Genomic DNA, 23,799 nt, shown 5'->3' on the forward strand with positions numbered 1-23,799 from the left:
TTCCCTCCATGCGCAGCACTCAGTACGGTCCCGACCTCACCCCGCCGTGGAAGCGGCAGAAGCCCGCCCCCGAGGTGGCCGCCGAGCGGGACCTGGTGGTCGAGGAGGCCGCCACCGGTTTCTGCGGCGCGGTGGTGCGCTGCGAGAAGACCGCCGAGGGACCGACCGTCACCCTGGAGGACCGGTTCGGCAAGCACCGGGTCTTCCCCCTGGTGCCGCGCGGGTTCCTGCTGGACGGCCAGGTGGTCACCCTGGTCCGCCCGAGCGGGCCGGCCCCTGCCCGCGGTCCCGCCCGCACCGCCTCCGGCTCGGTCGCCGTCCCCGGCGCCCGGGCCCGGGTCGCCCGCGAGTCGCGGATCTACGTCGAGGGCCGGCACGACGCCGAACTCGTCGAGCGGGTCTGGGGCGACGACCTGCGGATCGAGGGCGTGGTGGTCGAGTACCTGGAGGGCATCGACGACCTGCCCGCCATCGTGGCCGAGTTCGGCCCGGGCCCGCAGCGGCGGCTGGGCGTGCTGGTGGACCACCTGCTGCCCGGCACCAAGGAGCACCGGATCGCCTCGGCGGTCACCGGCGAGGCCGTCCTGGTGGTGGGCCACCCGTTCATCGACATCTGGCAGGCCGTCAAGCCGGCCAGCGTGGGCATCCCCGGCTGGCCGGACGTGCCCTACGGGGAGGTCTGGAAGGAGGGCATCTGCCGCCGCCTGGGCTGGCCGGTGGAGACCCCGGCCGCCTGGAAGCGGATCCTGGCCTCGGTGAACTCGTTCAAGGACCTGGAGCCGGCCCTGCTCGGCCGGGTCGAAGAGTTGATCGATTTCGTCACGGAACCCGGGCACTAGGACCCGACCTGGCCCGCCGCCGGGTCTCAGTCCACCAGGTCCCGCACCACCGCGTCGGCCAGCAGGCGCCCGCGCAGGGTCAGCGCGGCCCGTCCGGCGGCGAACGGCTCGGCGGCCAGCAGGCCGTCCGCCAGCGCCTGTTCGGCCGCGCGCAGCCCGGCGGCGGTGAGCAGGTCGAGCGGACAGCCGTCGACCAGGCGCAGCTCCAGCAGGATCCGCTCGACCCGCTGGTCCTCGGCCGGCAGCACCTCGCGCCCCTGGGCCGGCGTGCGGCCCTCGGCGAGCGCCTGGGCGTAGGCGGCGGGGTGCTTGGCGTTCCACCAACGCACGCCGCCCACGTGGCTGTGCGCCCCCGGGCCGGCGCCCCACCAGTCGCCGCCGGTCCAGTAGAGCTCGTTGTGCCGGCAGCGCCCGGCCTCGGTGGTGGCCCAGTTGGAGACCTCGTACCAGGCGTAGCCCGCCTCGCTGAGCGCCTGCTCGGCGATCAGGTAGCGGTCCGCGTGCACGTCGTCGTCGACCATCGGCAGTTCGCCGCGCTTGATCCGGCCGGCCAGCCGGGTGCCCTCCTCGACGATCAGCGAGTAGGCGGAGACGTGGTCGGGCCCGGCGCCGATGGCGGCCGCCAGCGAGGCCTGCCAGTCCTGGTCGGACTCCCCCGGTGTGCCGTAGATGAGGTCCAGGTTGACGTGGTCGAAGCCGGCCGCGCGGGCCTCGGCGACGCAGGCCTCCGGACGGCCGGGCGTGTGGTGGCGGTCGAGCACCTTGAGCACGTGCGGCCGGGCACTCTGCATCCCGAAGGAGATCCGGTTGAAGCCGCCCTCGCGCAGCTCGGTCAGATAGGCCGGGTCGACCGACTCGGGGTTGGCCTCGGTGGTCACCTCGGCGTCCGCGGCGAGCCCGAACTCCTCCCGGATCGCGGCCAGCATCGCCACCAGGTCGCGGGCCGGCAGCAGGGTCGGCGTGCCGCCGCCGAGGAAGACGGTGCGCACCGGCAGGTCGACCGCGCCCAGCACCTTGCGGGCCAGCCGGATCTCGCCGATCAGGTTCTGCGCGTACGTCTCCTGCGTGGCAACGGGGCCGCGTCCGGCCTGCGCGTGCAGCTCGGTGGCGGTGTAGGTGTTGAAGTCGCAGTAGCCGCAGCGGGTGGCGCAGTACGGCACGTGCAGATAGAAGCCGAAGGGCCGCTCGCCCAGCCCCGTCAGGGCGTGGGCGGGCAGCGAACCATCGGACGGCACGGGTTCGCCGTCGGGGAGTGCGGAGGGCATGCGTCCATTGTCCGGTACGGCGCGGGTTACCCCGCGACTGGGCTGCGACGCGGTGCAGGAGCAGCCCACCGAGCGGCCGAATGTCGCGCCGCACCCGGACCGTGGGTGCCTCAGGCCTCGTTGGCGCCCGCGTACATCTCCGCGACGGTCTCGGCGTAGGTCCGCTCGACCACCGGGCGCTTGATCTTCAGGCTCGGGGTCAGCTCGCCGTGCTCGATGTCCAGGTCACGCGGCAGGATGCTGAACTTCTTGATCGTCTGCCAGCGCTGCAGCTCGCCGTTGAGCTTCTTGACGAAGCCCTCGATCAGGGTCCTCACCTCGGGCGAGCCGACCACCTCGGCGTAGCTCCGGCCCTTCTGGCCGTGCTCGGCGGCCCACTGCATGATCACCGGCTCGTCCAGCGCGATCAGCGCGGTGCAGAAGTTTCGGCCGCTGCCGATCACCAGGATGTTGCTGACGAACGGGCAGAGCGCCTTGAACTTGCCCTCGACCTCGCTGGGCGCGACGTACTTGCCGCCGGAGGTCTTGAACATGTCCTTCTTGCGGTCGGTGATCCGCAGGTACCCGCCGGGGCCCAGCTCGCCGATGTCGCCGGTGTGGAACCAGCCGTCCGCCTCCAGCACCTCGGCGGTCCGCTCGGGGTCCTCGTGGTAGCCGCGCATCACACCGGGGCCGCGCAGCAGGATCTCGCCGTCCTCGGCGATCCGGACCTCGGTGCCGGGCAGCGGCAGGCCCACGGTGCCGATCCGGACGTCCTCGGCGGGGTTGACCGCCGAGCCGGCGCTGGTCTCGCTGAGCCCGTAGCCCTCCAGGATCGGCACACCGGCACCCATGAAGAAGTAGCCGATCTCGGGGGCCAGCGCGGCGCTGCCGGAGACCGAGCCGCGCAGCCGCCCGCCGAAAGCCGTGCGGATCTTGGCGTAGACCAGCTTGTCGGCGATCGCGTGCTGCACCGACAGGGCCAGCGGAGCGCTGTCGCGGCCGGTGGCGATCCGGTTGGCCTGGGTGGTGCGGGCGTACTCGCGGGCCACCCTGGCCGCCCAGAGGAAGATCTTGTACTTGGCCCCGCCCTCTGCTCTGGCCCGGCCCGCGATGCCGTTGTAGACCTTCTCGAAGATCCGCGGCGCGGAGGCCATCAGGGTGGGCTTGATGACCGGCAGGTTGTGGATGATCCGGTCGACCCGGCCGTCCACCGCCATCACGTGGCCGGTGGCGATCTGGCCCGAGATCAGCGTCTTGCCGAAGACGTGGGACAGCGGCAGCCACATGAACTGCACGTCCTCGGCGCGCAGCAGACCGCTCTCCTGCTGCGCGATGCCCTCGTAGGCCCAGCAGTCGTGCACCAGGCGCACGCCCTTGGGGCGCCCGGTGGTGCCGGAGGTGTAGATCAGGGTGGCGAGCTGCTCGGGGTCCAGCGCGTCGACCGCCTCGCGGACGGCCTGCGGGTGCTCCTTGAGGTGGGCCGCGCCGCGCTCCTCCAGCTCGGCCAGGGTGAGCACGGTCAGGCCCTCGGCCTCGGGCCGCTCGGCCGGGGCGTCGAAGAGGATCACCGTGGCCAGCCCGGGCAGTTGGTCGCGCTGGTCGACCACCTTGGCGAACTGGGCGGCGTTCTCGGCGAAGATCGCCCGGCTGCCGGAGTTGGCGAGGATGAAGCCGGTCTCGTCGGCGTTGGTGCTCGGGTAGACGGTGGTGGTGGCGGCGCCCGCGCACATGTTGCCGAGGTCGGCCAGGATCCACTCGACCCGGGTCGAGGCGGCGATCGCCACCCGGTCCTCGGGCTCGATGCCCAGGGACATCAGGCCGGCCGCGATCTGCTGCACCCGCACGGCGGTCTGCGCCCAACTGAGCGAACGCCACTGCTCGGCGCCCGGCGCACCGTCGGCCGCGTGCTCGTCGACCGGAACGGGGAACCGGTATGCCTCGTCGTCCGGGGTGGCCTCTACCCTACTGAGAAAGAGATGCGCCACTGAGGCCGGGCGCCCGGCGATCTTGTCGGAGCCGATGACGGACTGCGCTGAACTCAACGAGACCTCCGGGGGACCAGGTGGCCGAGGGTGGATTCCGTACGGGGGCTGAGGGGTGGACCACCCGACGGGCTTGGTAACCGGCGAGTAATTAACTGGCGGGTAACAAGACTGGCGACAGCCTAGGCCCAACAGGGCGCCCCTGTTAAGAGGGCACGAATGTCTGACACGTCCCAAAGGCACCAGTGCAGCGAAACGGTGGCGGACACCGGGCCGTTCACCGATCGGGGACGAGCACAGCGATCCGGCCCGGCCCCGGCCGGATCGAGTGATAACGCCGCAACCCTGCGGTGGGAAGGCACAAAATGAGGGTGCGAATCCTCCCGTCGACAACGAGAGTGTCCGAGTGCTGATCAGACTCCTGAGGGCCCATCTAAGGCCCTATACCAAACCCATCCTGCTCCTGGTCCTGCTCCAGCTGGTATCCACCATCGCCACGCTGTACCTGCCCACCCTCAACGCCGACATCATCGACAGCGGGGTGATCAAGGGCGACACCGGCTACATCATGCGGATCGGCGGCGTGATGCTCGGGGTCACCCTCGTCCAGGTGATCTGCTCGGTCGGCGCCGTCTACTTCGGCGCCCGCACCGCCATGGCGATCGGCCGGGACCTGCGGACCTCGGTCTTCGACCAGGTGCAGAGCTTCTCGGCCCGCGAGGTCGGCCAGTTCGGCGCGCCCTCACTGATCACCCGCACCACCAACGACGTCCAGCAGGTCCAGATGCTGGTGCTGACCTCGTTCACGCTGCTGGTCGCCGCGCCGATCATGTGCGTGGGCGGCATCGTCATGGCGCTCAACCAGGACGTCCCGCTCTCCAGCCTGCTGATCGTCGTGGTCCCGCTGCTCGGCCTGGTGATCTACCTGATGGTGCGCAAGCTGCGCCCGGCCTTCCGGGGCATGCAGGTGCGGATCGACGCGGTCAACCGGATCCTGCGCGAGCAGATCACCGGCATCCGGGTGATCCGCGCGTTCGTCAAGGACGGCCACGAGCAGGAGCGGTTCGGCGGCGCCAACGACCAACTGACCGACTTCTCGCTGCGCACCGGCCGGCTGATGGCCTTCATGTTCCCGTCCGTGATGCTGGTGGTGAACGTCTCCAGCATCGCCGTGCTCTGGTTCGGCGCGCACCGGATCGACAGCGGCGGCATGCAGATCGGGGCCCTGACGGCCTTCCTGTCCTACCTGATGCAGATCCTCATGAGCGTCATGATGGCCACCTTCATGTTCATGATGATTCCGCGGGCCGAGGTCTGCGCCGAGCGCATCGTCGAGGTGCTCGACACCGAGTCCAGCGTGGTGCCACCGACCGCACCGGTCACCGAGCTGCGTCAGCACGGCCACCTCGAAGTACGCGACGTCGACTTCCGCTTCCCGGGTGCCGAGGCCTCGGTGCTGCGCGGGATAGCGTTCACCGCCCGTCCCGGCGAGACCACCGCCGTGATCGGCAGCACCGGCAGCGGCAAGAGCACCCTGCTCAGCCTGATCCCCCGGCTGATCGACGCCACCGACGGCCAGGTGCTGGTCAACGGGGTGAACGTGCGCGAGATCGCGCCGGCCACGATGGCCGAACTGGTCGGCCTGGTCCCGCAGAAGCCGTACCTCTTCACCGGCACGGTGGCCAGCAACCTGCGCTACGGCAAGCCCGACGCCACCGACGAGGAGCTCTGGCGCGCGCTGGAGACCGCGCAGGCCAAGGACTTCGTGGAGCGCCTGGAGGGCGGCCTCGAAGCCCCGATCGCCCAGGGCGGCAGCAACGTCTCCGGCGGCCAGCGCCAGCGCCTGGCGATCGCCCGGGCCCTGGTCCGCAAGCCCGAGATCTACCTGTTCGACGACTCCTTCTCGGCGCTCGACTACGCCACCGACGCCAGGCTGCGCGCGGCGCTGGCCCAGGAGACGGCCGAGGCGACGGTGGTGATCGTCGCCCAGCGGGTGAGCACCATCCGCGACGCCGACCGGATCGTGGTGCTGGACGAGGGCGCGGTCGTCGGCACCGGGACGCACCACGAGCTGATGGCCGACAACCCGACATACCGGGAGATCGTGCTCTCCCAGCTCACCGAGCAGGAGGCGGCGTGACCACCGCGCAGGAGCCCGGCGGCAACGCCGAGCCGGACAAGGAGGCGCCCGCCGCCGCTTCCACGGAGGCGGCCGCCCGGCGGGGACCCGCCGGTCCCGGCCGCATGATGGCCGGTGGCGGCGCCGAGAAGTCGATGAACTTCAAGGCCTCCAGCCGCCGGATGCTCGGACTGCTCACCGCGGAGCGGGCCTCGCTGGTCGGCCTGCTGGTGCTCGGCACCCTCAGCGTGGGCTGCGCCGTGATCGGGCCCAAGGTGCTCGGTCACGCCACCGACCTGATCGTGGCGGGCGTGATGGGGCACCGCATCCGCACCTCCCAGATGCTGCAGGCTGTCATCCACGGCGGCGGCAAGCAGGCCGACCTGCTGCGCTCGCTGCACTTCACACCCGGCCAGGGCATCGACTTCGACGCCATCGGCACCGTGCTGCTCTGGGTGCTGCTGATCTACGTGTTCTCGTCCGTCTTCGGTGTGCTGCAGGGCAGGCTGGTGGCGCGCGCGGTCAACCGCTCGGTCAACCGGCTGCGCGGCGACGTGGACGCCAAGCTCAGCCGGTTGCCGCTGAGCTACTTCGACAAGCAGCCGCGCGGCGAGGTGCTCAGCCGGGTCACCAACGACATCGACAACGTCGGCCAGTCGATGCAGCAGACCATGAGCCAGGTGATCAACTCGGTGCTCACCATCGTCGGCGTGCTGGCGATGATGTTCTGGATCTCCTGGCTGCTGGCCCTCATCGCGCTGATCTCGGTGCCGCTGTCGGTCCTGGTGGCCGCCCGGGTCGGCAAGCGGGCCCAGCCGCAGTTCGTCGCCCAGTGGAAGACCACCGGCAAGCTGAACGCGCACATCGAGGAGATGTACACCGGCCACGCCCTGGTGAAGGTCTTCGGCCGGCAGCACGAGGCCGCCGAGACCTTCCGGCAGGAGAACGAGGAGCTCTTCGCCTCCAGCTTCAAGGCGCAGTTCATCTCCGGCATCATCCAGCCCGCGATGATGTTCATCGGCAACATCAACTACGTGCTGGTGGCCGTGGTCGGCGGTCTGCGGGTGGCCAGCGGCGCGCTGACCATCGGCGACGTGCAGGCCTTCATCCAGTACTCGCGCCAGTTCAGCCAGCCGCTGGCCCAGGTGGCCAGCATGGCCAACCTGGTGCAGTCCGGCGTCGCCTCGGCCGAGCGGGTCTTCGAACTGCTCGACGCCGAGGAGCAGTCCGCCGAGCCGCAGCAGCCGGAGCGGCCCGCCGAGCTGCGCGGCCTGGTCTCCTTCGAGGACGTGGCCTTCCGGTACACGGCCGACAAGCCGCTGATCGAGGACCTCTCGCTCAAGGTGGAGCCCGGCCAGACGGTGGCCATCGTCGGTCCCACCGGGGCCGGCAAGACCACCCTGGTCAACCTGCTGATGCGGTTCTACGAGGTCAGCGGCGGACGGATCACGCTGGACGGCGTCGACATCGCGGCAATGTCCCGCGAGGAACTGCGCTCCGGGATCGGCATGGTGCTCCAGGACACCTGGCTGTTCGGCGGCTCGATCGCCGACAACATCGCCTACGGGTCCACCGGCGCCACCCGCGAGCAGGTGATCGAGGCCGCGAAGGCGGCCCACGTCGACCGCTTCGTGCGCACCCTGCCCGAGGGCTACGAGACGGTCATCGACGACGAGGGCACCAACGTCAGCACCGGCGAGAAGCAGCTCATCACGATCGCCCGGGCCTTCCTCGCCCAGCCCAGCATCCTGGTCCTGGACGAGGCCACCAGCTCGGTCGACACCCGTACCGAGGTGCTGATCCAGCGGGCCATGGCCCGGCTGCGCAGCGGCCGCACCAGCTTCGTCATCGCGCACCGCCTGTCCACCATCCGCGACGCGGACGTGATCCTGGTGATGGAGAACGGCGCGATCGTCGAGCAGGGCACGCACGACGAGCTGATCGCCGCCGAGGGGGCCTACGACCGGCTCTACCAGGCGCAGTTCGCCCAGGCCGTCGCCGAGATGGACTGATCGCCGAGACTGTCCGACCGAGGTTGTCCGACCGGGGCCACCGACCGGGGGCCCACTGACCGGGGGCCACCGACCGGCCGACCGGGGGCCACTGACCGGCACGCCGAAGGGGCCGCCGTCCGAGTGATCGGACGGCGGCCCCTTCGGTCTTGGCGCCTGGGGCGGACCCGGTTACTTCTTGGCGTCCTTGGGAGCGTCGGAGTCGGTGGACAGCGCGGCGATGAAGGCCTCCTGCGGGACCTCCACGCGGCCGACCATCTTCATCCGCTTCTTGCCCTCCTTCTGCTTCTCCAGCAGCTTCCGCTTACGGGAGATGTCACCGCCGTAGCACTTGGCGAGGACGTCCTTGCGGATCGCGCGGACCGTCTCACGGGCGATCACCCGGGAGCCGATCGCGGCCTGGATCGGCACCTCGAACTGCTGGCGCGGGATGAGCTTCTGCAGCTTCCCGGCCATCATGACGCCGTAGTTGTAGGCCTTGTCCTTGTGCACGATGGCGGAGAAGGCGTCCACCGCGTCACCGTGCAGCAGGATGTCGACCTTGACCAGGCTGGCGCTCTGCTCGCCGATGGGCTCGTAGTCGAACGAACCGTAGCCGCGGGTCTTGGACTTCAGCTGGTCGAAGAAGTCGAAGACGATCTCGGCCAGCGGCAGCGTGTAGCGCAGCTCGACCCGGTCCTCGGAGAGGTAGTCCATGCCCTGCAGGTTGCCGCGGCGGGCCTGGCAGAGCTCCATGATCGCGCCGACGAACTCGTTCGGGGCCAGGATGGTGCCGCGCACCACCGGCTCGTACACCTCGGCGATCTTGCCGGTGGGGAACTCGCTCGGGTTGGTGACGGTGTGCTCGGTGCCGTCCTCCATCGCCACGCGGTAGATCACGTTGGGGGCGGTGGAGATCAGGTCCAGGTTGAACTCGCGCTCCAGGCGCTCCCGGATGATCTCCAGGTGGAGCAGGCCGAGGAAGCCACAGCGGTAGCCGAAGCCGAGTGCGACCGAGGTCTCCGGCTCGTAGACCAGCGCGGCGTCGTTGAGCCGCAGCTTGTCCAGCGCGTCGCGCAGCAGCGGGTAGTCGGAGCCGTCCAGCGGGTAGAGGCCGGAGAAGACCATCGGGCGCGGGTCCTTGTAGCCGCCCAGCGGCTCGGTCGCCCCCTTGTGCATCGAGGTGATCGTGTCACCGACCTTGGACTGCCGCACGTCCTTCACGCCGGTGATGATGTAGCCCACCTCGCCGACGCCCAGGCCGTTGGCGACCTTGGGCTCGGGCGAGATGACGCCGATCTCCAGCAGCTCGTGGGTGGCGCCGGTGGACATCATCGCGATCCGCTCGCGCTTGGTCAGCTCACCGTCGACCACACGGACGTAGGTGACCACGCCCCGGTAGGAGTCGTAGACCGAGTCGAAGATCATCGCGCGGGCCGGGGCGTCCTTGACGCCGACCGGGGCGGGAATCTTCGCGACCACGTGGTCGAGCAGGTCCTCGACGCCCAGGCCGGTCTTGGCGCTGACCTTGAGCACGTCCTCCGGGTCGCAGCCGATGATGTGCGCGAGTTCGGCCGCGTACTTCTCCGGCTGGGCGGCGGGCAGGTCGATCTTGTTGAGGACCGGGATGATCGTGAGGTCGTTCTCCAGGGCCAGGTAGAGGTTGGCCAGGGTCTGCGCCTCGATGCCCTGGGCCGCGTCCACCACCAGGACGGTGCCCTCGCACGCCGCCAGCGAGCGGGACACCTCATAGGTGAAGTCCACGTGACCGGGGGTGTCGATCATGTTGAGGATGTGGGTCGTACCCTCATCGGCACCGGTCCGCGGGGCCCAGGGAAGGCGCACCGCCTGCGACTTGATGGTGATGCCGCGCTCGCGCTCGATGTCCATCCGGTCGAGGTACTGGGCACGCATCTGACGCGGGTCGACCACGCCGGTGATCTGCAGCATCCGGTCGGCGAGCGTCGACTTGCCGTGGTCGATGTGGGCGATGATGCAGAAGTTGCGGATCAGCGCCGGGTCGGTACGGCTGGGCTCTGGCACGTTCGTAGGGGTCGCGGGCACCTTGGTCCGATTCTCCGTTGGTCCGGTGGGCCGGACGCTGTCGTCCGATCCAGGAGCCCTGGGATGTCTCACTCACTACCAGGGTTCTGCCCATCTTCCCACGAGCCCGCCGCCGCCCGCCGGTTTGGGGGGCGCGGCAGGGCCCTGGTAGCGTGGGGCGCTGCACCTCGCTTTTCGGCATGCCCTCTCAGCCTGGCGGAAGCGAAGGTCACACCCGTAGAACCCCCTGGCCCCCGGGCTCGGGGTGCCCACAACACAGACAAAGACTGAGGCTCCTTCGTGGCGAACATCAAGTCCCAGATCAAGCGCAACAAGACCAACGAGAAGGCGCGCCTGCGCAACAAGGCCGTCAAGTCCTCGCTGAAGACCGCGCTGCGCAAGGCCCGCGAGGCCTCTGCCGCCGGTGAGACCGAGAAGGCCGCCGTGCTGGCCCGCGAGGCCTCCAAGGCCCTCGACAAGGCCGTGAGCAAGGGCGTCATCCACAAGAACCAGGCCGCCAACAAGAAGTCGGCGATCACCAAGCAGGTTGTCGCCACCCAGGCCTGAGCCTCGCGCTCCAGCCCTGGGGCCCGCCGCTCGGGCGGGCCCGGCAGGACCTTCGCAGCACTCCTCGGGTGACCCCGGCCCTCTACCCGGAGCCCTGAGGCGCACAGACTCGTACCGCACGCGGCCTGCGTTCGCCACGCGGGTGCGGTGCACAGCTTGACCGGCAGGCGCCGTGGCTCGTTCCCTTCCCCGGGACGCCCACGGCGCCTGTCGGCGTTTTCGCGTCTGCGCGCGGTATCTGTCGGCGTTTTCGCGTCTGCGCGCGGTATCTGTCGGCGTTTTCGCGTCTGCGCGCGGTATAGGGTCGAGCGGCATGCGTCCGGCCACGCTCTGTTCGACCTCATCACGCTCCGCCACGCCCTGGGGGACCGCTCTTGTCGACACCACCCTCGCAGGCCGCGCCCGGCTACGGCCACCCGTCGATACCGGGCCAACCGCCGCCCGGGGCCGGGCGGCCGCAGGCGCGCGGGCGGCGGCTGCTGCGAGGGGCCCGGTGGGGGTTCGGCGGGGCGCTGCTGGCCTCGGTGGCCTGGACCGTGGCGGTGTGGACGGTGCCCTCGATGGTCAGACCGCCCTCCGCCGCGCTCCCGACCGGGCCCTACCAGGTGGCGGACAACCTCTGCGCGACGGCGGGCCTGAACCAGTTCGGCCGGCTCTACCCCGTGCAGAGCGGCGCTCCGTACCACTACACGACGCGGGCCGGCGCGCTGGACGACATGTACTGCAGCGAGTACCTGAAGAAGGTCGGTACCGACAGCGGGTACGTGACCCTCTACCTGGAGGTCCAGCTGCACCACGCGGTCAACCCGGCACCGGAGTTCGAGGCGCAGCGCGCCGGGTTCGCGCAACGGCGGTTCCAGCTGAGCGACGTCCCGGGGCTGGGCGACGAGGCCTTCGTCGCGTACCTGGACGACCAGAGCGGGGCGGACCGCAGCCGGCACTACCTCACGCAGACGCTCTACGTGCGTGACGGCGCGATGACGTGCTACCTGAACTGGTCGGGCTCCTACCAGGAGGGCACGCAGACGCCGCCGGACCGGGACGCGATCCGCCAGGCGCTGCTGATCGACACCCGGGACGCGTTGCGAGCCCTGGGCGGCCGGGGCTGAGCGTGCGGTCAGTACGGGCGGGAGCCGGACCGGGCGGCCCGGGCCACCGTGACCACCGCGCGTTCCAGGGCGTAGGCCGGGTCGTCCGAGCCGCCCTTGACGGCGGCGTCGGCCTGCGCGATCGCGGTCAGCGCGAGGGCCACCCCGTCACCGGTCCAGCCGCGCATCTGCTGGCGGACCCGCTCGATCTTCCACGGGGGCATCCCCAGTTCGCGGGCCAGGTCGGCCGGACGCATCGAGCGGTCCGCGGTGGCGAGCCGGCCGATGCTGCGCACGCCGGAGGCCAGCGCGTAGGTGATCCCGGTGGGTGGCTGCCCCACGGCCAGCGCCCAGCGCAACCGCTCCAGCGCGTCGGCCGCGCGGCCGGTCACGGCGAAGTCGGCGACCTCGAAGCCGGTGGCCTCGGCCCGGCCGCTGTAGTAGCGGGCCACCACCCGCTCGTCGATGGTGCCCTCGACATCGGCGGTGAGCTGGCTGCACGCTGCGGCCAGCTCGCGCAGGTCCCCGCCGAGCGAGTCCAGCAGCGCCTGGCAGGCCTCCGGGCTGGCCGAGCGACCGAGAGTGCGGAACTCCCCGCGGACGAAGGCGATCCGCTCGCTCGCCTTGGTCAGCTTGGGGCAGGCCACCTCGCGGGCGCCGGCCTTGCGGGCCGCGTCCAGCAGCCCCTTGCCCTTGGCTCCGCCCGCGTGCACCAGGATCATGATCACCTCGTCGGCGGGCGCGTCGAGGTAGGCCTTGACCTCCTTGACCGACTCCGCCGCGAGGTCCTGAGCGGCCCGGACCACGATCACCTTGCGCTCGGCGAAGAGCGAGGGCGTGGTGAGCTCGGCCAGGCTGCCGGGCTGCAGACCGCCCGGCGCCAGGTCGCGCACGTCCGTGTCCGGGTCGGCCGCCTTCGCCGCGGCCACCACCTGGGCGACCGCACGATCGAGCAGCAGCTCCTCCTGGCCGACCACGAGGGTCAGCGGGGCGAGCAGGTCATCGGGTGCACTCTTCCTGGCCATCGCGTACCAGCATCCCACGCCCGACCGACAGCACCGGGCGCCCAGGCCCTGGCCGAAGGCGGGGCCGGGGCAGGGAGAATGGCTGTCGTGAGCTCTCGTAACGCCGACGACACCGATGACCAGAACCACCGCCCGGTGGCCAGCGGCCGACAGCTGCTGGTTCTCGCCGACCGCGACGCCGCCGAGGAGGTGGCGCGGGCCCTGCTCGAACGGTGGCCGTTGCTGGGCCCCTTCGAGTTGGTCCGCGACGCCCTGGCCGGCGAGGACGACGCCGAGGACGCGCAGTGGCTGGTGGTTCTGGAGGAGCCCGCGCAGGCCTGGGAGCGGGCTCTGCTGGCTGAGGTCGACGCGGTGGTGGCGGCGCACGACGGCTGGCGCGAGGACGGCTGAGGGGTCCGGAACCCGCGGGTTCGGCGGCGGCCTCGGCGGCCGGGTGGGGGTGGGTGACCGCGCGCAGGGTGGCCGGGGTGTCGCCCAGCACCGCGATGTCGCCGGCCCGGTCGGTGCGCAGCACGGTGCTGCCCAGCGCGCGCAGGTGGTCCACCGTGCGGAGGGACGGGTGGCCATAGGGGTTGCTGTCGCCGACCGAGACCAGCGCCAGGCGCGGGCGCAGGGCACGGGCCAGCTCCCAGTCCTGGTTGGCCGAGCCGTGGTGCGCCACCTTGAGGACGTCCACCGCCCCGGGCCGGACCCGGTTCAACAGCTCGGCCTGGGCGGCCGGTTCGAGGTCACCGAGCAGCGCGAAGCGCAGTGCTCCCGCGGTGACCAGGAGGGCGACGCTGGCATTGTTCGCCCCGGGCGTCTCGGGGCCCAGCCGCCCGGTCGGCCACAGCACGTCCCAGGACAGCTCGGGGCCGGCGCTGCGGTGCTCCCCCGGGGTGACCCGCAGCAACGGCACCTGGGCCTCGGCCGCCCAGCGGGAGACCTTGGCCACCTCGCCCTCCGGCAGGTCCACGGTGGTCGTCTCGACCGCCCCGACCGCCCGGTGGCGCAGCACTCCGGGCAGGCCCTCGCTGTGATCGGCGTGGAAATGGGTCAGGACGACCAGGGCGACCCTGGTGATGCCGAGGTCGCGCAGGCAGACATCGGCCGCCGCCGGGTCCGGGCCGGTGTCGACGACCACCGCGGTGTCGGGCACCCCGGCGGCGGGACCGGCCGGGACCGGGAGGACGAGGAGGTCCCCCTGGCCCACCGAGCACATCACCAGCCTGGCGCCGACGGGCGGCCAGCCGGTGGCGATCCGCACCAACGCGGGCGGACGGAGCAGCAGGGCGAGGAACCCGGCGGCGAGCAGGGCGGCCACCAGGGCCCTGGCCACCCGAACCGTCCGGCTGGTGCGGTGCTCGACAGGCTGCCCGATGCCGGGCAGCCCGGCATCGGAGGGCCCGGCGCCCGGCAACCGGGCGTCGACTGGCTGGGCGTCAGCTGACCGGGCATCGAGCGGCCGGCCGTCGGACCGCTGGACGCCGGGTGGCCGGGCCACCCCACGCCAGGCCACCCCACGCCGGGCCGCCGCGGACCCGCCGTCGGGCTCCTGCGACCGCCGGCCGGGTGGCAGGAGCGGCGGCACGGCGTAGCAGGCGGTCAGGACGGTGATCGCGAGGGTGACGGAGCCCGGCCAGCCCGGGCTCCAGGCCAGCTCCGCACCCGGCAGAGCCGCGCCGTACCTGGCCACCGCCGCGAGCCACTCGGTCGGCCATGCGGCCAGTTCCGCGAGGAAGCGGGCCAGGCCGGCCGAGAACGGGGCACTGATCAGCGCGGCGAAGCCGATCAACGTAACCGGGGTGACGGCGAGTTCGGCGAGCAGATTGCACGGGATGCCGACCAGGCTGACCCGCGGCGCCAGCAGGACCGTGGCTGGAGCACAGAACGCCTGGGCGGCGGCGGCCGCGGCGATCCCGTCCGCGAGATGGTGCGGCCAGCCCCGTGCGTGCAGCGCCTTGGCCCAGCGCCGACCGGCGGTGAGCAGGCCGAGGGTGGCCAGCGCCGACAGCAGGAACCCATAGGAGCGGGCCAGGAACGGATCCACCAGCAGCAGGACCAGTACGGCGCCGGCCAGCGCCGGTACCGCCTGCCGGGGACGTCCGAGGGCGAGCGCGAGCAGGCCGAGCAGGCCGGTCGCGGCAGCCCGCAGCACACTCGGATCCGGTCGGCACAGGGTGACGAAAGCCACCGTGAGCACCGCGCCCAGCAGTGCGGAGACGCGCAGCGGGAGCCCGACGAGGGCGGCCAGCCCACCACGTTCGGCGGTCCCCGCCCGGGCGGGCGCGCCGAGCAGCACGGCGAGCACGATGGAGAGGTTGGCCCCGCTGACCGCCGTGAGATGGACCAGGTCGGTGACGTGGAAGGCTTCGTCCAGCTCGTCCGGGATCGCGGAGGTGTCGCCGATCACGAGGCCCGGCAGCAGGGCGCGGGCGTCCGGGGACAGCCCTGCGCAGGCCTGGCGCAGACCCGCCCGCAGGCGTCCGGCCAACCGCTGGGCCCGGTTCGCCGGCGCGAGCACCCGCGGCGGGCCCTGGGCGAGCAGGGCAGCCCCGGTGTCCCGCCCGGCTCGGGAGGCGGACAGGACCCGGGCCTCGGCGGCGATCCGGGCGGATGGCAGCAGGCCCTGCCAAGCCGCCGTGTCGCGCTCCTGGACGATCACGATGACCGGTGTGCGGGTGCGAGTGGTGGCCGCCGCGGTGCTGACCTGGTCAGCGGTCGCCTCGACGGTCAGCACCGGCCGCCCCGGGTTGGAGCCGCGCGCCCGGGCGGTGCGGGAGCGTGGGTCACCGGTGACGGTGAGGTCCACACTCACGGCGCCGCGTGCGGCGGCAGAGCCTGGGCCGGCGGCCGACGCTCCGTCAACTGTCGTGCTGTCAGCCGACTCGACCGCGAGCGCGGGGATCGGGCCGCGGTACAGGTCGGCGGTGTGCAGCACGGTGCAGGTGGTGGCGGCCGCACAGGTCAGCAGCACGGCGGCGGTCATCGTGGCGAGCGAATGCGGGCGGTCGACCCCAGGGCGCTCGGGCTCAGGACGGTCAGGTTCGGGACGGTCAGGTTCAGGGCGGTCAGGTTCAGGGCGGTCGGGCTGAGAGCGGCGGCGGTCGCGGTGGTGGGCGACCAGCAGGAGCAGCGCGCCGCAACCAGCCGCGACGACGGCGGCGATCAGGAGGGCGGGGGCGGCGTGGGCATCGGCTCCGAGCAGCAGCGCGGTGACGCACCACGCGGCGACGGTCGGCAGCAGCAGGCGCAGGTCGAGGGAGGGCGGCGACGGGGCGACCGGGGATCGGCCGGCGGCGACGGGAGGCTTGGACATCGGAGTCCCCCGGGGATGGTGGTGTGGCAGGGGCAGGGCCGCGCAGAGGTCAGAGGGTGAGCAGCGGTTTGAGGTCGCTGAGCTTGCGTTCGCCGATCCCGCTGATCTGACGGAGTTGCTCGACCGACCGGAACGGGCCGTGTGAGCTGCGGAAATCGAGGATGTGCTTGGCGAGGGCCGGTCCGACGCCGGGCAGCGCGTCGAGCTGCTCCAGGGTCGCCCGGTTGAGGCTGATCGGCGGCTTGGGCGCCGCCGAGGGCTGGGCGGCGACCGGCGGGGCGGGCGCACCGACCAGGACCTGCTCACCGTCGACCAGCACCCGGGCCAGGTTGAGCCCGTCGGTGTCCACCCCGGGCAGCGCGCCGCCGGCCGCGCGAAGCGCGTCGGCCACCCGCGAGCCGCCGGTCAGGGTGCGGACACCCGGGTGCGTGACGCGACCGGCGATATCGACCACGACGGGTGCGAGAGCGGGCGCAGCACGCCCCGGCCCGCTGCTCGGCGGGGCGGCGGGCTCCGAGCCGTCGGCTGCCGCTGCCGCGACCGGGGCGGCCGAGGCAGCCGGCTCCGACTGGGCGGCGGCCTCCGGCGGTACGGCCGGCTCCGGCAGGGCCCCGGGATCGGCCTGGGCAACCGCGCGGGTCACTGGTCCGACCGCGGCGACCGGGACGGCCACAGCCTGCGGACGGCCGAACCAGAAGTGCTGCACCGCATAGCCGACGGCGAGCAGGAACAGGAGCACCAGGCCGAGCACCGCCTTGCGGTCGACCCAGAGCAGCGACTGCAGGGCGCCGGGCCATCGGAACCCGACCCGGCCGACCCGGCGGGCGTGTCGGGCGGACGGCACGGCAAGGGGGTCGAGCGGAACAACCGTGCCCAGGGCGGCAGGCACGGGGTCGGCCACCGGGTCGGCCGCGCGGTCGGCCCCGGGCGTGGACGTGGCGCGGCGGCGGCCGGCGCGGCGCCCGTAGCCGTGCGGCCAGTCGTCCGGCAGACGGTTGGCCACCCTGTCGGCACCCTGAACCGAAGCGGCCCCAGACAGCGCGGGCTCAGACGAAGCGGCCCCAGACAGCGCGGGCTCAGACAGCGCGACCCCAGGCGGCGCATGCTCAAGCAGCGCGGGCTCAGGATCGAGCAAGCCCCCGGAGCCCGCAGCCGGTGGACCGAGCCCGGGCGAGTCGGGTGGAAGGAGGAGCGCGAGCCGGCTCCGCGCAAGCTCGGCGGCCTCGCGACGGCGGGTGGTGACGGGAGCGGGTAGACCTTTCATGCCGCCGAACGTACGCAGCGCCCCACAACGCCCGCAGATTCGGTTCGAAATCTGTGGACAACCGCACCACTGTGGATAACTGACCGTCCGTCAGATCAGATCATCGACACTCGGACCGTCATACCAGCACACCGCACAACCGCTCAGTCACCCGCCGGCGCGACCACCACAGCCAGCAGCCCGGGCCCGACATGAGCACCGATCACCGCCCCCACCTCCAGCACCTCCACCTCGCGCACCCCCGGCACCCGCTCCCGCAGCCGCTGCGCCAGCGGCTCGGCCCGCTCGGCCGCGGCGAGATGGTGGACGGTGATGTCCACCTCCCCCTGGCCGGCCTGCTCGACCGCGATCTCCTCCAGCCGCGCGATCGCCCGCGACGCCGTCCGCACCTTCTCCAGCGGCTCGATCCGCCCGCCCGCGAGGTGCAGCAGCGGCTTCACCGCGAGCGCCGAGCCGAGCAGCGCGCGCGCCGTACCGATCCGGCCGCCGCGCCGCAGGTGTTCAAGGGTGTCGACATAGAAGAAGCCCCGGGTGTCCGCGGCCCGGCGCACGGCCGCCGCGGCGACCTCGGCCGGGGCCAGCCCGGCGTCCCGTGCCCGGGCGGCGGCCAGCACCGCGTAGCCCAGCGCCATCCCGACCAGCCGGCTGTCCACCACCTCGACCGGAATCGGCGCCCGGGCGGCAGCCAGCCGGGCCGCCTCGGCCGTGCCGGACAGCTCGGCCGAGAGGTGGATCGACAGGACCGCCTCGGCGCCCCCCTCGGCGGCCGCGCGGTAGGCGGCGGCGAAGGTCTCCGGGTTGGGCCGTGAGGTGGTCAGCCGCTGCTTGGCGCGCAGCGCCTCGGCGACGTCCTTGGGGGCGATCTCGACGCCCTCCGTCAGCACCTCCTCGCCCACCACCACACTCAGCGGGACCACCGAGATTCCGTACCGGTCGACAGCCTGCTGAGGCAGGTAGGCCGTGGAGTCGGTGACAAGCGCGAGGTCGGCGGGCATGTGCCGGAGGTTACTCCCCGAAGGCGACCGAGGACAGCCGAGCCCGACCTCCTGCCCTCAGCCCACCGAGGAGCCGGGGTCGGCCTTGCGCAGCCGCTGTCCGAGCCGGCTGAGCGGCTCGCTCAGGTTCAGCGCCTCCTGCGCGCTCAACCGCCCGACCCGCGCCGCGATCCCCGGCCGACCGGCTCCGGCACTGGCTCCGGCTCCGGCTCCGGCTCCAGCTCCAGCTCCAGCTCCAGCGAAGCCACCAGCCGCGGCCCCCGAACCGGCGGCGGAGCCACCAGCGGCAGCATCACCGGCCGGGCCGGCGGCGCCGCCGGCCCCCCGCTCCCCCACCCGGTCCCAGTGCCGCAGCGCCCCGGCCTCGCTCTCGCACTCCTCGCTCAGCCGGCTCAGCTCGTCCTCGGCGAAGCGCTGCATCCGGTCCTGCGCCGCCCAGCGCATCGACTCGGCGGAGTGCGTGATCCGGTCCGCCCGCTCGCGCAGCTCGGGCAGCTTGGCCGCGATCCGGGAGGCCTGCGGCTCGCGCTCCAGCATGCGCAGCTCGGCGTCCAGCTCCAGCGCGTGCGCGTCCAGCCGGTCCAGCAGCCCCAGCGCCTCGGTGAGCTGCTCGTCGGAGCCGACGCCGGCCGCCAGGACCTCGCGCGTACCGGTGAGCGAGGTGCGCAACCCCAGGCGGACCGCGGCGAGTTCGCCCTGCGCTCCCGGCTTGGTGAAGGTCTTGGCCTTCAGCGTGACGTTCTCCACCGCCCGGCGGGCCTGCGCCTCGGTCCGCTCGACCTTCGCCGCCACCGCCCTGGTCGCCTTGACCGCGCCGACCACCAGCAGCGTGACCACGGCGATCCCGAACAGCGAGAGCAGGATGACCAGTGCGCCGATCGCTTCCATCAGGGTGCCGCCTTCCACCAGGGCGGGCTCGTAGGGGCTCCGCGTCAGCTTCCACGGTAGCCGTCGCGGAGCGGGCTGAACCCGGCCGAAGGGGGAATCGCGGGGCAGATCAGGGTCGGCTCAGGGATGTCCCTGAGCAACGAGGCCCACCGACGGCAAGGGCCGGCCGCCCCGCGAACGGAGCGGCCGGCCCGGCAACCGACGTGCGGCGGTCAGCCGGTGACGATGTTCACCAGCTTCGGCGCCCGCGCGATCACCTTGCGCACCGGCGCGTCCCCGATCGCGGCGACCACCGCGGGGTCGGCCAGCGCCAGCGCCTCCAGCTCGGCGTCCGAGATGGTCGGCGGCACCTCCAGGCGGGCCTTGACCTTGCCCTTGATCTGGATCACGCAGGTCACCGCCTCGTCGACCACATAGGCCGGGTCGGCGACCGGGAAGTCGGCGAAGGCCAGCGAGTCGGTGTGACCCAGCCGGTGCCACAGCTCCTCGGCGATGTGCGGGGCCAGCGGCGCCACCATCAGGACCAGCGATTCGGCCACCTCGCGCGGCGTCGAACCACGCTTGACCAGGTGGTTGTTCAGCTCGATCGCCTTGGCTACGGCGGTGTTGAAGCGCAGCCCGGCCAGGTCGCCGCGGATCCCGTCGATCGCCTTGTGCAGCGCCCGCAGGGTCGCCTCGTCGGCCGGCTCCTCGCCGACCACCAGCTCGCCGGTCTCCTCGGAGACCACGTTGCGCCACAGCCGCTGCAGGAAGCGGTAGGAGCCGACCACCGCACGCGGGTCCCACGGACGGGAGACGTCCAGCGGGCCCATCGACATCTCGTACAGGCGCAGCGTGTCGGCGCCGTACTCCTCGCAGATGGTGTCGGGCGCGATCGCGTTCTTCAGCGACTTGCCCATCTTGCCGGCCTCGCGGGTGACCGCCTCGCCCTGCCAGTAGTAGCCGCCGTCGCGCTCCTCGACCTCGACCGCGGGCACCGGGAAGCCGCGCGCGTCACGGTAGACGTCAGCGGTGATCATGCCCTGGTTGAACAGCTTGTGGAACGGCTCGACGGAGGAGACGTGGCCCAGGTCGTGCAGCACCTTGTGCCAGAAGCGGGCGTACAGCAGGTGCAGCACCGCGTGCTCGGCGCCGCCGACGTACAGGTCGACACCACCGGCCGGCTTCTGCTCGGTCGGGCCCAGCCAGTACGCCTCGTTGGCCGGGTCGACCACCTTCGCGGCGTTGACCGGGTCGACGTAGCGCAGCTCGTACCAGCAGGAACCCGCCCAGTTGGGCATGGTGTTGGTCTCGCGGCGGTAGGTCCGCACGCCGTCGCCCAGGTCCAGCTCGACGGTGACCCAGGCCTCGTTGCGCGACAGCGGGGTCTTCGGGGTGCTGGCGGCGTCGTCGGGGTCGTAGGTGTGCGGCGAGTAGTCGTCCACCTCGGGGACCTCGACCGGCAGCATCGACTCGGGCAGCGCGTGCATCACGCCGTCCTCGTCGTAGACGATCGGGAACGGCTCGCCCCAGTACCGCTGCCGGCTGAACAGCCAGTCGCGCAGGCGGAAGTTGACGGTGCCCTCGCCGATCCCGCGCTCGGTCAGCCAGGCGGTGGCGGCGGCCTTGGCGTCGACCACCCGCAGGCCGTCCAGCGAGATGCCCTCGGCCGCCGAGTTGACGATCACCGAGTCGTAGGTGTCGAAGGCCTCGTCCCAGTTCGCCGGGTCCGCCTCGCGCCCGTCGGTCGGCTCGACCACGCAGGTCATCGGCAGCGAGAAGGCGCGTGCGAAGGCGAAGTCGCGCTGGTCGTGGGCGGGCACGGCCATGATCGCGCCGGTGCCGTAACCCATCAGCACGTAGTCGGCGATGAAGACCGGGATCGGCTTGCCGGTGACCGGGTTGGTCGCGTAGGCGCCGGTGAAGACGCCGGTCTTGACCTTGGCGTCGACCTGGCGCTCGACGTCCGACTTGGCGGCGGCCATGGCCCGGTAAGCGGCGACGGCCTCGGCCGGGGTGTGCGCCTCGCCCTTCCAGTCGGCGTGCGTCTGGGCCGGCCAGGCGGCCGGGACGATCGAGTCGACCAGCTCGTGCTCGGGCGCCAGCACCATGTAGGTGGCGCCGAACAGGGTGTCCGGGCGGGTGGTGAAGACGGTGATCGCCCGGTCCTGCGCGCCCCCGTTGTGCGCCTTGACCGGGAAGTCCACCCGGGCGCCCTCGGAACGCCCGATCCAGTTGCGCTGCTGCAGCTTGATCGCCTCGGGCCAGTCCAGCTGGTCCAGGTCGGCGATCAGGCGGTCGCCGTAGGCGGTGATCCGCATCATCCACTGGCGCAGCTTGGACTTGAAGACGGGGAAGTTGCCGCGCTCGGAGCGGCCGTCGGCGGTGACCTCCTCGTTGGCCAGCACGGTGCCCAGGCCGGGGCACCAGTTGACCGGCACCTCCTTGCTGTACGCCAGGCGGTACTCGCCCAGCACCTCCTCGCGCTCCAGGCCGGACAGCTCGGACCAGGCGCGGCCGTCCGGGGTCGGGCGCGAACCGTCGGCGAACCGGGCGATCAGCTCGGCGATCGGGCGGGCCTTCGAGGTCTCCTGGTCGTACCAGGAGTTGAAGATCTGCAGGAAGATCCACTGGGTCCAGCGGTAGTACTCCGGGTCGATCGTGGAGATCGACCGGCGGGAGTCGTGGCCCAGGCCCAGGCGGCGCAGCTGGGACCGCATGTTGGCGATGGCCGCCTCGGTGGAGATCCGGGGGTGCACGCCGGTGGCGACCGCGTGCTGCTCGGCGGGCAGGCCGAAGGCGTCGTAGCCCAGCGTGTGCAGCACGTTGTGGCCGTTCATCCGCTGGAAGCGGGCGTAGACGTCGGTGGCGATGTACCCCAGCGGGTGGCCGACGTGCAGGCCCGCGCCGGAGGGGTACGGGAACATGTCCATGATGAAGCTGTGCGGCTTGGCGGCGACCTCACCGGCACCGACGGTCGCGGAGGCCAGCGGGCCCACCGGGTTGGGGGCGTTGAACGTCCCCTCCTTCTCCCAGCTGTCCTGCCAGCGGGCCTCGATGTCGGCGGCCAGGCTTGCGCCGTATTTGAACGTCGGCGTCCGGAACGGCTCGGTGGCCGCCGCGGTGGCGGCGGGGGTCGTCTCGCTCATGATCCTTCAGGCTCCATCGTGTCAGATCGCGAATCGTCAGCGGGGTCGGCGGGCGCGGCGCGCAGGGCCCGGAGAAACAAAAAAGCCCCTCGACAGGAGGGGGCGCCACGCTGACTCCGGCGTGGCCCGCTGGGCTCGGCCGGTCCTGGTCAGCGCGGCCGGCTAAGGAGCAGGCGCACGGTTCGCATGGCAGCAGGGTACCGCAGGCGTGCTCGGGGCGTGGCGAGTGCCCCGAGCACGCCTGCGCTCAGGCCAGCCGCTCGTCGCGGATCTCGGCCCAGCGCAGCGAGTCGCGAATGCCCTCGGCGAGGCTGAACTGCGGCTGCCAGCCGAGCAGGCGCTTGGCCCGGTCGCTGCGGGTGAAGGCGCCGGCCACGTCGCCGGGGCGGGTCCCGGTCTCGACCTTCGTCACCGGCGGGGTGACCACGCTGTTGAAGGCGTCGATCAGCTCGTTGACGGTGGTCCCGGTGCCGGTGCCGAGGTTGATCACCGAGGAGCGCTTGCCCTCCAGCGCCGCCTCGAACTCCTTCAGCGCCGCGACGTGCGCACCAGCCAGGTCCCAGACGTGCACGTAGTCGCGGATGCCGGAGCCGTCGCGGGTCGGCCAGTGGGTGCCGGTGACCTGGAACGGCACGCCGGCCTCCTGGGCCTCGATCAGCTTGCCGAGCGCGTGGCTGGGCCGGCGCACCTGCAGGCCGGTCCGCAGCGCGGGGTCGGCGCCGATCGGGTTGAAGTAGCGCAGCGAGAGGATCCGGATCGGCTGGGTGGCGGCGATGTCGGCGAACATGGCCTCGCAGACCGCCTTGGTGCGCGCGTACGGGCTCTGCGGGGCGATGCCCGACTCCTCGTCCACGCTGAAGTCCTCGCCGGGCAGGTAGATCGACCCGGAGGACGAGAAGATCATCTTCTCGCAGCCGTTGCGGATCAGGTGCTCGACGAAGTCCAGACTCTTGGCCACGTTCGCCCGGTAGTACCCGATCGGGTCGCCCACCGAGTCCGGCACCACGATCAGCGCCGCGCAGTGCACGACCGCCTCGATCTCCGGGTGCTCGGCGAAGATCCGGTCCACCAGCGCGCCGTCCGCGATGTCACCCTGGTAGAAGGCCCGACCCTCGGTGAACTCCTGACGGCCGGTCACCAGGCTGTCCAGGACGACGGGCGTGATGCCGGCATCCAGGCAGGCCGAAGCGACGGTGCTGCCGATGTACCCGGCGCCACCGGAGATCAGTACCTTCATGAGCTGCGAGCCTTCCCGTCCGTCCGCTGTGTCCCGGGAAGCGTAGCCCAGCGCTCCGCACCCGAAGGTCCGCCGGACGCCCGGGCCC

General features: G+C 72.1%; 15 protein-coding genes. 5 read left to right on the top strand and 10 right to left on the bottom strand.

What is annotated here, in order from left to right; all coding sequences use genetic code 11:
* The first annotated feature begins 8 nt into the window (after positions 1–8).
* Complete coding sequence (locus tag ACFZB9_RS02990) at positions 9–839, top strand: DUF3097 domain-containing protein (protein ID WP_391443193.1); 831 nt, start codon at positions 9–11, stop codon at positions 837–839.
* A gap of 26 nt (positions 840–865) precedes the next feature.
* Here ACFZB9_RS02990 and hemW read toward each other — a convergent pair whose 3' ends face one another.
* The gene (gene hemW / locus ACFZB9_RS02995; protein WP_391443195.1) at positions 866–2,104 is read right to left on the bottom strand and encodes a radical SAM family heme chaperone HemW; all 1,239 of its coding nucleotides are present in this window, start codon (positions 2,102–2,104) and stop codon (positions 866–868) included.
* Between the two features lie 110 nt (positions 2,105–2,214).
* A complete protein-coding gene (locus tag ACFZB9_RS03000; protein ID WP_391443196.1) occupies positions 2,215–4,128 on the bottom strand; it encodes an AMP-dependent synthetase/ligase in 1,914 nt (637 codons plus the stop codon).
* Positions 4,129–4,474: 346 nt separating this feature from the next.
* Here ACFZB9_RS03000 and ACFZB9_RS03005 point away from each other — a divergent pair, with 346 nt between their 5' ends.
* Entirely contained in the window at positions 4,475–6,208 is a 1,734-nt protein-coding gene (locus ACFZB9_RS03005; RefSeq protein WP_391443198.1) for an ABC transporter ATP-binding protein, read from the top strand.
* 104 nt (positions 6,209–6,312) lie between these two features.
* Positions 6,313–8,199 (top strand): ABC transporter ATP-binding protein, encoded by a 1,887-nt coding sequence (locus tag ACFZB9_RS03010; RefSeq protein ID WP_391443324.1) that lies wholly within the window; start codon positions 6,313–6,315, stop codon positions 8,197–8,199.
* Between the two features lie 171 nt (positions 8,200–8,370).
* Here ACFZB9_RS03010 and lepA read toward each other — a convergent pair whose 3' ends face one another.
* Entirely contained in the window at positions 8,371–10,242 is a 1,872-nt protein-coding gene (lepA, locus tag ACFZB9_RS03015; RefSeq protein ID WP_391443199.1) for a translation elongation factor 4, read from the bottom strand.
* Between the two features lie 279 nt (positions 10,243–10,521).
* Between lepA and rpsT the strand changes: the two genes are divergently transcribed.
* Both rpsT and ACFZB9_RS03025 read left to right on the top strand, forming a co-directional pair.
* Positions 10,522–10,788, top strand: coding sequence for a 30S ribosomal protein S20 (gene rpsT / locus ACFZB9_RS03020; protein WP_391443200.1), 267 nt, complete (start codon positions 10,522–10,524; stop codon positions 10,786–10,788).
* Positions 10,789–11,162: 374 nt separating this feature from the next.
* Positions 11,163–11,897 (top strand): hypothetical protein, encoded by a 735-nt coding sequence (locus ACFZB9_RS03025; protein ID WP_391443202.1) that lies wholly within the window; start codon positions 11,163–11,165, stop codon positions 11,895–11,897.
* Between the two features lie 8 nt (positions 11,898–11,905).
* Here ACFZB9_RS03025 and holA read toward each other — a convergent pair whose 3' ends face one another.
* The 7 genes from holA to galE form a co-directional block, all read right to left on the bottom strand.
* Positions 11,906–12,901 (bottom strand): DNA polymerase III subunit delta, encoded by a 996-nt coding sequence (holA, locus tag ACFZB9_RS03030; protein WP_391443203.1) that lies wholly within the window; start codon positions 12,899–12,901, stop codon positions 11,906–11,908.
* Complete coding sequence (locus ACFZB9_RS03035; RefSeq protein ID WP_391443204.1) at positions 12,876–16,199, bottom strand: ComEC/Rec2 family competence protein; 3,324 nt, start codon at positions 16,197–16,199, stop codon at positions 12,876–12,878. Before ACFZB9_RS03035 ends, holA begins: the two co-directional genes overlap by 26 nt.
* A gap of 49 nt (positions 16,200–16,248) precedes the next feature.
* On the bottom strand, positions 16,249–17,202 hold the full coding sequence (locus ACFZB9_RS03040) for a helix-hairpin-helix domain-containing protein (RefSeq protein WP_391443206.1): 954 nt from the start codon (positions 17,200–17,202) through the stop codon (positions 16,249–16,251).
* A 404-nt stretch (positions 17,203–17,606) separates the two neighbouring features.
* A complete protein-coding gene (locus ACFZB9_RS03045; RefSeq protein WP_391443207.1) occupies positions 17,607–18,458 on the bottom strand; it encodes a DegV family protein in 852 nt (283 codons plus the stop codon).
* A 57-nt stretch (positions 18,459–18,515) separates the two neighbouring features.
* Positions 18,516–19,346: a hypothetical protein gene (locus tag ACFZB9_RS03050; RefSeq protein ID WP_391443208.1), complete on the bottom strand. Its 831-nt coding sequence runs from the start codon at positions 19,344–19,346 to the stop codon at positions 18,516–18,518.
* A gap of 212 nt (positions 19,347–19,558) precedes the next feature.
* Complete coding sequence (leuS, locus tag ACFZB9_RS03055; RefSeq protein ID WP_391443210.1) at positions 19,559–22,474, bottom strand: leucine--tRNA ligase; 2,916 nt, start codon at positions 22,472–22,474, stop codon at positions 19,559–19,561.
* Between the two features lie 247 nt (positions 22,475–22,721).
* Entirely contained in the window at positions 22,722–23,711 is a 990-nt protein-coding gene (galE, locus tag ACFZB9_RS03060) for a UDP-glucose 4-epimerase GalE (RefSeq protein WP_391443211.1), read from the bottom strand.
* Between the last annotated feature and the right edge of the window lie 88 nt (positions 23,712–23,799).

This window comes from Kitasatospora sp. NPDC008050, from assembly GCF_042957465.1.
GTDB lineage: Bacteria > Actinomycetota > Actinomycetes > Streptomycetales > Streptomycetaceae > Kitasatospora.